The 9080-nt window shown below is 66.7% G+C and carries 8 protein-coding genes; 6 read left to right on the forward strand and 2 right to left on the reverse strand.

Going from position 1 to position 9080, the window contains the following annotated elements; translation table 11 throughout:
* Positions 1–12 precede the first annotated feature (12 nt).
* From E3O67_RS09365 to pstB, 6 genes are all read left to right on the forward strand, one after another.
* On the forward strand, positions 13–2187 hold the full coding sequence (locus tag E3O67_RS09365) for an RNA degradosome polyphosphate kinase (protein ID WP_134428279.1): 2175 nt from the start codon (positions 13–15) through the stop codon (positions 2185–2187).
* Positions 2184–3122: an NUDIX hydrolase gene (locus E3O67_RS09370; RefSeq protein WP_135102526.1), complete on the forward strand. Its 939-nt coding sequence runs from the start codon at positions 2184–2186 to the stop codon at positions 3120–3122. Before E3O67_RS09365 ends, E3O67_RS09370 begins: the two co-directional genes overlap by 4 nt.
* 174 nt (positions 3123–3296) lie before the next feature.
* Positions 3297–4385, forward strand: coding sequence for a phosphate ABC transporter substrate-binding protein PstS (pstS, locus tag E3O67_RS09375; RefSeq protein ID WP_134428275.1), 1089 nt, complete (start codon positions 3297–3299; stop codon positions 4383–4385).
* 144 nt (positions 4386–4529) lie between these two features.
* Positions 4530–5474 (forward strand): phosphate ABC transporter permease subunit PstC, encoded by a 945-nt coding sequence (pstC, locus tag E3O67_RS09380; protein ID WP_134428273.1) that lies wholly within the window; start codon positions 4530–4532, stop codon positions 5472–5474.
* A complete protein-coding gene (pstA, locus tag E3O67_RS09385) occupies positions 5474–6574 on the forward strand; it encodes a phosphate ABC transporter permease PstA (protein WP_135102527.1) in 1101 nt (366 codons plus the stop codon). Before pstC ends, pstA begins: the two co-directional genes overlap by 1 nt.
* A 42-nt stretch (positions 6575–6616) precedes the next feature.
* Positions 6617–7396 carry a phosphate ABC transporter ATP-binding protein PstB gene (gene pstB / locus E3O67_RS09390; RefSeq protein WP_134428269.1) on the forward strand — a complete coding sequence of 260 codons (780 nt, stop codon included), beginning with the start codon at positions 6617–6619 and terminating at the stop codon, positions 7394–7396.
* Between the two features lie 239 nt (positions 7397–7635).
* Here pstB and E3O67_RS09395 read toward each other — a convergent pair whose 3' ends face one another.
* Both E3O67_RS09395 and E3O67_RS09400 read right to left on the reverse strand, forming a co-directional pair.
* Positions 7636–8523 carry an aminodeoxychorismate lyase gene (locus E3O67_RS09395; RefSeq protein WP_134428267.1) on the reverse strand — a complete coding sequence of 296 codons (888 nt, stop codon included), beginning with the start codon at positions 8521–8523 and terminating at the stop codon, positions 7636–7638.
* 52 nt (positions 8524–8575) lie between these two features.
* Positions 8576–9080 (reverse strand): anti-sigma factor (locus E3O67_RS09400; protein ID WP_135102529.1); only part of this gene is annotated, 505 nt, incomplete at its 5' end.

Genomic DNA, 9080 nt, shown 5'->3' on the forward strand with positions numbered 1-9080 from the left:
CAAGATGGACGAATGGACGGCGACAACATCCAGACCGACTCGGGCCTGGGCAGCGACTTTGACGATGATTTCGATCCCCTGATCGGCGAGAACGATCCGGCGCTCCCCACCGAGCGCTACCTCGACCGGGAACTGAGCTGGCTGGCCTTCAACCAGCGGGTACTCGAGCTCGCGGAGGATCCCGATCTCCCTGTTCTCGAACGGGCGAACTTCCTGGCGATCTTCGCCAGCAACCTCGACGAGTTCTTCATGGTGCGGGTTGCCGGCCTGAAACGACGCATCCTCACCGGGCTGGCCGTGCCGACCAACATCGGGCGCGCCCCGCAGGACGCCCTCTCCGATATCTCTGCCATGGCCCATGTGCTGCAGGACCGGCACGCCCACGCCTTCCAGGACCTCGTCAGCCCGGCCCTCGCCGGGGCCGGGATCGATATCGTCAACTGGGACACCCTCGACGACGCCGACCGCCGTTCGCTGCGCGATTACTTCTCGAACCAGATTTTCCCGGTGCTGATGCCGCTGGCGGTCGACCCGGTGCATCCGTTCCCCTACATCTCCGGGCTCTCGCTCAACCTCGCGGTCCGGGTGCGCAATTCCAAGACCGGCAAGCAGGAGTTCGCCCGGCTCAAGGTGCCCACCATGCTCCCCCGCTTCGTGCGCGTGGACCGCCGCGAGAAGGCCGACAGTGTGCGCTTCATCACGCTGGAGGACCTGATCGCGAACCACCTCGGGGACCTGTTCCCTGGCATGGACATCCTCGAGCACCACATCTTCCGGGTCACCCGCAACGAAGACGTCGAGATCGAAGAGGACGAGACCGAGAACCTGATCAAGGCTCTCGAGAAGGAGCTGCTGCGCCGCCGGTTCGGCCCGCCCATTCGGCTCGAGATCACCGAGGACATGGACGAGGTGACCCTCGGCCTGCTCGTGCGCGAGCTGGACGTCACCGAGCAGGAGGTGTATCGCCTGCCGGCCCCGCTCGACCTGGGCGGCCTGTTCGACCTGCGGATCGACCGGCCGGACCTGCGCTACGTGAAACATGTGCCGACGACGGCCGTGCAGCTGCTGGCCCCGGAGCCGAACGCGGAACCGGACATCTTCAGTGCCATCTCGCGGCGGGACATCCTGCTGCACCACCCGTACGAATCGTTCGCGACCAGCGTGCAGGCGTTCCTCGAGCAGGCGGCGGCCGACCCGGACGTGCTCGCCATCAAGCAGACCCTGTACCGCACCTCCGGCGACAGCCCCATCGTGGAGGCACTCATCGCGGCCGCCGAATCGGGCAAGCAGGTGCTCGCCCTGGTGGAGATCAAGGCCCGCTTCGACGAGCAGGCCAACATCACCTGGGCCCGCAAGCTGGAGAAGGCCGGCGTGCACGTGGTCTACGGACTCGTGGGCCTGAAGACGCACTGCAAGCTCGCCCTCGTGGTGCGGAACGAAAACGGCGTGCTCCGCCACTACAGCCACATCGGCACCGGCAACTACAACCCCAAGACCAGCCGACTCTACGAAGACCTCGGGCTGCTCACAACGGACCCGCAGGTCGGCAAGGACCTCACACGTCTGTTCAACGAACTCTCCGGCTACGCGATCGAGAAGAAGTTCAAGCGCCTGCTGGTCGCTCCCCTGCACCTGCGCCGTGGCCTGCTGAAGAGCATCGCTGCGGAAACCGCGGCCGCCCAGGCCGGCAAACCGTCGGGCATCCGGATCAAGGTGAATTCCATGGTCGACGAGGCCATCATCGACGCGCTCTACCGGGCCAGCCAGGCGCGTGTCCCGATCGAGATCTGGGTGCGCGGCATCTGCAGCCTGAAGCCCGGGGTCCCCGGGATGAGCGAGACCATCAAGGTGCGTTCGATTCTCGGACGGTACCTGGAGCACTCCCGGATCTTCTCGTTCCACACCAATGGCGACACGCAGGTCTACATCGGCAGCGCCGACATGATGCACCGCAACCTCGACCGCCGGGTCGAGGCCCTGGTGCGCCTCGTCGACCCTGACCACCTCGCCGAAATCGACGCCCTCTTCACCCGGGCGATGGACGACCGCACCTCATCGTGGTGGCTGGACAGTTCGGGCGAATGGACGCGCCACCACCTGGACGACTCCGGCCACCCGCTCGACGACATGCAGGACCGGCTCATGCAGCAGATCTCCCACCGCAAGCGCCCGACGGGCCGCCGATGAGCGACCCCGCGGTCTACGCCGCGGGCGCCGTCTGCTGGCGCCTGATCGACGGCAAGATCCACGTTCTCCTGATCCACCGCACCGTGTACGGCGACGTGACCATCCCCAAGGGGAAGGTCGACCCGGGCGAGACCCTGCCGCAGACGGCCGTGCGCGAGATCGAGGAGGAGACCGGCCTGGCCGTGGCCCTCGGAGTGCCACTGGGCGTCTCCACCTATTCGCTGCTCAATGGTCGCGAGAAGATCGTGCATTACTGGGCCGCGGAGATCTCGACCGAGGCCATCCAGCACTCGACCTTCGTGCCCAACGGCGAGGTCGCAGCGATCGAGTGGGTCACCATCAAGAAGGCCCGCACCTATCTCAGCTACACGCCCGACGTGGAGATCATCGACGCGTTCGCCAAGCTCGTGGACACCGGTGTCACGCGCACCTTCGCCCTGATCGCGCTGCGCCACGGCAGGGCCGTGCAGCCCGGCAACTGGGACGGCCCCGACTGCAGCCGCCCGCTGACCGAGCGTGGCGTCAAGCAGGCCGCCGCGATCGTGCCCACGATCACCGCCTGGCAGCCCCTGCGGATCGTGTCGAGCACGGCGACCCGCTGCGTGACCACCGTCGCCCCGCTCGCGGCGGCCACCGGCATCGAGATCAAGCGCACCGACCGCTACAGCCAGGACGCGTTCCAGCAGGGCCTGGCGGATGTCCGTTCGGGCATCGGCAAGCGGGTGCGGTCGCGCAAGTCGGCCGTCATCTGCAGCCACGGGCCGGTTCTCCCCGAGATCCTGCACGAGATCGCGCTGGCCACCGGGACCACCCACGGCGCGTACATCTCCGACGCGGCGGCCCTCGAAACGGGGTCTTTCTCGGTGGTGCACCTGTCCGCCGACAATCCGAGCGCGGGGATTGTCGCGATTGAGACTCATTCGCCTGTCTACTGACCAGGCATTTCACTGAATCACCGGCTGCTTGTCCTGCCCTGCCCCGCCGCGTTCACCCGCCGTTAACCTTTTCGCAGGGGTGTCGTTAACCCGGCGGAATATGGTCATCCCGAGGCCAGCACCGGCCTCGAACTTGCAGTCACTTTTCTGAAAAAACCCTCGAAAGGGATCTCTGTGAATTTCACGCGTTTTGGCCGACCCGCGGTCATCGCCGTCGTCGCCGCTCTTGCTCTGTCTTCCTGCGCCGCGAATGAAGGCGCCGCACCGGAGTCCGACTCCGCCAGCGCCCTCACCGGCACGATCAACGCCGGCGGCGCCTCCTCCCAGGGCTCAGCCCAGGAAGCCTGGATCGCCGCCTTCCAGACTTCGAACCCCGACGTCACCATCAACTACGACCCGTCCGGTTCCGGCGCGGGTCGCGAGGCGTTCATCGCCGGTGGCCTGGACTTCGCAGGCTCCGACTCCTACCTGAGCGATGAAGAACTCGCCGGCACCTTTGCTTCCTGCGCAGCGGACACCACCGCGGTCGACCTGCCCACGTACATTTCCCCGATCGCCGTGATCTTCAACGTCGAAGGGGTCGACGACCTCAATGTCGACGCCGACACGCTGGCCAAGATCTTCGCCGGCACCATCACCACCTGGAACGACCCGGCCCTGGTCGCATTGAACGAGGGCGTCTCGCTCCCGTCGACCGCGATCACCGCCGTGCACCGCTCGGACGACTCGGGCACCACGAAGAACTTCGCGGACTACCTCGGCCAGAACGCGCCGGACGTGTGGACCGAGAAGGCCTCCGACACGTTCCCGTTCCAGACCGGTGAGGGCGCCCAGGGCACCTCGGGTGTCGTCGACGCCGTCACCAACGGCGTGGGCACCATCGGCTACGCCGACGCCTCGCGTGCCGGCGACCTCGGGGTCGCCAAGCTCAAGGTCGGTGACGAGTTCGTCGCGTACACCGCCGAAGCCGCCGCCGCCGTCGTCGACGGTTCGCCCATGGTCGAGGGCCGCGAAGCCAACGACCTCGCGTTCGACCTCAACCGCACGACCACCAACCCGGAAGAGTACCCGCTCGTTCTGGTCAGCTACGCGGTTGTCTGCACCGAGTACGCCGACGCCGCCCAGGCCGAGCTCGTCAAGGCCTACGTCGGCTACATGGCCAGCGCCGAAGGACAGGCCGAGGCTGAGGCATCCGCCGGCGCCGCACCGATGACGACCGAACTGCAGGACAAGGTCGCAGCGGTTCTCGAGACCATCAAGTAGCACCCGCTCCACCGCTTTACAGCTGCCCGACCCTGTGCTCGCATCGCTTGCGAACACCGGGTCGGGCAGACTGGGGTTTGTGCCCCGTTACATGAACCTCTCCCACCCAGTTTTCGCCCCCACCCTCCCAGGGAGTTACACGGCATGACGACCGCAGTCGAGCGCCCCACGCTCAAGGCCAAGGAACGCCCCGGCGACCGCATCTTCTCCACCAGCACGATCGTGTCCGGCAGCCTTATCCTGGCCATCCTCGCCGCCGTCGCCGTGTTCCTGCTCGTGCAGAGTCTGCCGGCCTTCGTGGCCGACCCGGAGAAGTTCAAGGGCGACGCCACCAACTTCTGGCAGTACGTCGGACCGCTCGCCTTCGGCACGCTCTGGTCGGCCTTCCTCGCCCTCCTCATGGCCGTCCCCATCGCCATCGGCATCGCGCTCTTCATTTCGCACTACGCCCCCCGCAAGCTCGCGCAGGGCCTGGGCTACCTGATCGACCTGCTCGCCGCAGTGCCGTCCGTGGTGTTCGGGCTGTGGGGCATCGGCGTGCTCGCCCCGCTCGTGCAGCCGTTCTACACGAACCTGGTCGAGTGGTTCGGCTGGTTCCCTCTCTTCGCCGGCCCGGTCTCCGGCACCGGGCGCACGACGCTCACCGTCGCCATCGTGCTCGCCGTGATGGTGCTACCGATCATCACCGCGCTGTCGCGGGAGATCTTCCTGCAGACCCCCGTGCTCTACGAGGAGGCGTCGCTGGCGCTCGGCGCAACCCGCTGGGAAATGATCACCATGGCCGTGCTGCCCTTCGGCCGCGCCGGCATCATCTCCGCATCGATGCTCGGCCTCGGCCGGGCCCTGGGCGAGACCATGGCCGTCGCCATGGTGCTCTCACCGAGCCGGGACGTCATCTTCCAGTTGTTGACCTCGCAGAACCCCACCACGATCGCCGCCAACATCGCCCTCAACTTTCCGGAGGCGAACGGCGTCGGCGTCAACATCCTGCTCGCGACAGGCCTGATCCTCTTCGTCATCACTCTCGTGGTGAACATGATCGCCCGCGTCATCATCAACCGCCGCAAGGCATTCTCCGGAGCGAACTGATGAGCCTGACGAGAACGACCGCAGCCACGGCCGCGCCGCTGACGAACTCCCTCACCGCGGGCAAGCTCCCCCGGCATTCCCCACTCATCGTGCTGCTGGCCAGCTGGCTGGTCACCGGAGCGTTCTTCTTCGTGCTCATGCTCTCCGGGGCCGCCGAGGGATTCAACATCGTCGGAACGCTCTTCTTCGGCACCGTCGTCTACTGCGTCGCCATCTTCCTCCTCTCGTATTATGTCGAGGGTGTGCGCAAAGCCAAGGACCGCCTGGTCACCGCCCTCGTCACCGTGGCCTTCGTGGTGGCCCTGCTGCCGCTCTTCTCCCTCGTGTTCACGACCCTGGTCAACGGTCTTCCGGCGTTCCTCACGCCGAGCTTCTTCACTCAGTCCCAGCGCAACGTCGTCGGCGAGGGCGGCGGTGCCCTGCACGCGGTCATCGGAACGCTCCTGATCACCGGTGTGGCCACACTCATCTCGGTTCCGATCGGCCTGCTGAGTGCGATCTACCTCACCGAGTACGGCCGTGGCCGGCTCGCCAGGGCGATCACCTTCTTCGTCGACGTCATGACCGGGATCCCGTCGATCGTGGCGGGTCTCTTCGCCTTCGCCCTGTTCTCACTCCTGTTCAACGACCCCGGCATCCGCTTCGGGTTCGGTGGCGCCATCGCGCTCACGGTTCTGATGATCCCGGTCGTCGTCCGCTCCAGCGAGGAAATGCTCAAGCTCGTTCCCAACGAGCTGCGCGAGGCGGCGTACGCCCTGGGTGTGCCGAAATGGCTGACCATTCTCAAGGTGGTGCTGCCGACATCCCTCGCCGGGATCGTGACCGGGATCATGATCTCGATCTCCCGAGTGATCGGGGAGACGGCCCCGCTGCTGATCATCTCCGGGTTCACGGCGAGCATGAACTACGATCTGTTCAACGAGCGCATGATGACCCTGCCCGTGTTCGTCTACACCCAGTACGCCAATCAGGGGGCGGACACCCAGTCGTACCTCGACCGTGCCTGGGCCGGTGCCCTGACGCTCATCCTGATCGTGATGCTGCTGAACCTCGGCGCGCGCGTCATCGCCAGAATCTTCTCCCCCAAGCTCGGCCGCTAGGCTCCACCTCCCGGCCTACGGCCGTCTGAACCAAAGGAATGCATGTCCAAGCGCATTGAAGTCAACGACCTCAACGTCTACTACAGCAAGTTTCTCGCTGTCGAAGAGGTGTCGTTGGTGATCGAGCCTCGCACTGTGACGGCCCTGATCGGGCCCAGCGGATGCGGCAAGTCCACGTTCCTGCGCACGCTGAACCGCATGCATGAGGTCATCCCCGGGGCGTACGTCACGGGCGAGGTGCTCATCGATGGCAACAACCTCTACGGCCCGGGCGTCGACCCCGTGCTCGTGCGCCGCCAAGTGGGCATGGTGTTCCAGCGCCCGAACCCGTTCCCGACCATGTCGATCGGCGACAACGTGCTGGCCGGTGTGAAGCTCAACAACCGCCGAATGGCGAAGTCCGACGCCGACGCCCTGATCGAAAAGTCGCTGATGGGGGCGAACCTTTGGAAAGAGGTCAAGGACCGCCTCGACAAGCCCGGCTCGAGCCTCTCCGGCGGGCAGCAGCAGCGTCTCTGCATTGCCCGCGCGATCGCGGTGGAGCCCGACGTCATCCTGATGGATGAGCCCTGCTCGGCCCTCGACCCTATCTCGACGCTGGCGATCGAGGACCTGATCGAGGAGATGAAGGCCGACTACACAATTGTGATCGTCACTCACAACATGCAGCAGGCATCCCGGGTCTCCGACCGCACCGGATTCTTCAACATCGCCGGAACCGGCAAGCCCGGCAGGCTGATCGAGTACGACGACACGACCACAATCTTCTCCAACCCGGGCGTGCAGGCCACCGAGGACTACGTCTCCGGCCGCTTCGGTTAGGCCTCAGCTCGGCTCCCTGCGCCGACTTCACGGGTTCCGCAGGCCCCAGCTCCGTGCCTGTGGTTCGTGCTTCGTGCTCGTACTTCGTGCTTGTGCTCGTGCTTGTGCTCGTGCTCGTGCTCGTGCTCGTGCTCCGTACCCTGAACGAATTCGACGGAGATTTTGCTCTGAACGTGCCGTTTTCGACTGAAACGGCAACATTCGTGCAGAAACTCCGTCGAATTGGTTAGCGGCGGGTGTCAGACGGTGCGGGCGAGCAGGGCGGCGTTGAGGGCGCGGGTGCGCTCTCGTTCGACGGGCAGCGGCCTGCCGTCGAGTTCGGTGATCTGCGCGGCCAGGCGCAGGCTGGACAGCAGCCAGACGGCATCCGCCGCCCGCAACTCGGCGACACTGACGTCGCGGTACTCCGTGCGCTCCCCTGCCGCCCGCAGGTGCTCGAACGCACTCTGCTGGGTGGTGCCGTGCAGGATGGCCCCGCTCGGCACGGGAGAGACGTAGACCCCGCCCGTGCGGAGCACCACCGTGGAGGTGGGACCCTCCAGCACGAAGCCGTCGTGGGTGAGGAAGATCGCGTCGTCGGCGCCCCGTCGGCGAGCTTCCCGGAGGGCTGCCATGTTGACCGCGTAGCTGAGCGTCTTCGCACCCATCAGAAGCCAAGGCGCCTGCTCGGCCACGCCGTGCGGGTAGCCCCGGTCCAGGGTGACCGCCCGGATGCCGCCCGCGCGGACGGCGGCGAAGTCGGGTGCGGCGGTCGCGTGCAGCCAGGCCGTGGGCGCCGGGCCGGAGTCGACGCCGCGGCTGTAGACGAGCTTGAGCACGATTTCCCCCTCGTGCGGGACACGGTCGACCACGTGCGCGATCGCGGCCTGCCACTGGGCAGTGTTCGGCTCGGGAAGCTCACAGATCGAAGCCGAGTTGGCCAACCGGGCCAGGTGCGGGCCGACCGCCTGCGGGTGGCCGTTGACGACGCCGATCGTCTCGAAGACGCCGTCGCCCCGCTGGGCGCTCAGCTCCCCCACGCGCAGCGCCGGGGCACTCGAGTCGACCTCGTGGAACGTGTCTCCGAAATCCGTCTGCGGCGCATCGGCGGAGACGGGGTCGAGGAGCAGGGTGAAAGGCAGTGTCATTCGCCGATCAGTTATCTTCCGAGCAGTCATTTCCCGATCATAGAGGATCGGGTCAGGAACTCTGGATGGCGAGGATCGGGTCGCTGGTGGGCTGCTCGGAGCCGCCCTTCGGTTCGACCGTGACTCCGATCGTGTCGCCCGCGGTGAGGCTGCCGTCGAGCACACGCCAGGCGGTGCCGGTGCCGGACGAATCGAAGGTTCCGGCCGGAACCGCGCCGGAGCCGCCGATGTACCAGAGCTGGTAGTCCTGATCGGACGGCAAGGCCGGCAGATCATCGACGAGGAGTGCGGAGAGGCCGCTGTCTTCGGACCAGACCAGGGTGGCTTCCTGGCCGTCGGCGGTGGTCGCCGACGCGCGCTGCGTGTCGGCGGCCGCCGTGATCTGCACGAGACGGGCCGCCTGATCCTGTTCGAACTGGCCGGATTCCAAGGACTGGCCGACGAAGGTGCCACCCGCGAACAGGGCGACGGCCGCCGCGGCCGCCGCGAGAACGCCGACGGGCCGCTGGAACCAGCGCAGTCGGGCGCGCTCGGCGGCGGTGTGCGCCGGGGCGCCC

This window comes from Cryobacterium sp. TMT3-29-2, assembly GCF_004564305.1.
Lineage (GTDB): Bacteria > Actinomycetota > Actinomycetes > Actinomycetales > Microbacteriaceae > Cryobacterium > Cryobacterium sinapicolor.

What these genes read in the sequence shown, in the direction of transcription:
- E3O67_RS09370 (WP_135102526.1), top strand. Translation starts at nt 2,184, where the DNA reads ATGAGCGACCCCGCGGTCTACGCCGCGGGCGCCGTCTGCTGGCGCCTG.
- pstB (WP_134428269.1), top strand. Translation starts at nt 6,617, where the DNA reads ATGTCCAAGCGCATTGAAGTCAACGACCTCAACGTCTACTACAGCAAG.
- pstC (WP_134428273.1), top strand. Translation starts at nt 4,530, where the DNA reads ATGACGACCGCAGTCGAGCGCCCCACGCTCAAGGCCAAGGAACGCCCC.
- pstA (WP_135102527.1), top strand. Translation starts at nt 5,474, where the DNA reads ATGAGCCTGACGAGAACGACCGCAGCCACGGCCGCGCCGCTGACGAAC.
- E3O67_RS09395 (WP_134428267.1), bottom strand. Translation starts at nt 8,523, where the DNA reads ATGACACTGCCTTTCACCCTGCTCCTCGACCCCGTCTCCGCCGATGCG.
- E3O67_RS09365 (WP_134428279.1), top strand. Translation starts at nt 13, where the DNA reads ATGGACGGCGACAACATCCAGACCGACTCGGGCCTGGGCAGCGACTTT.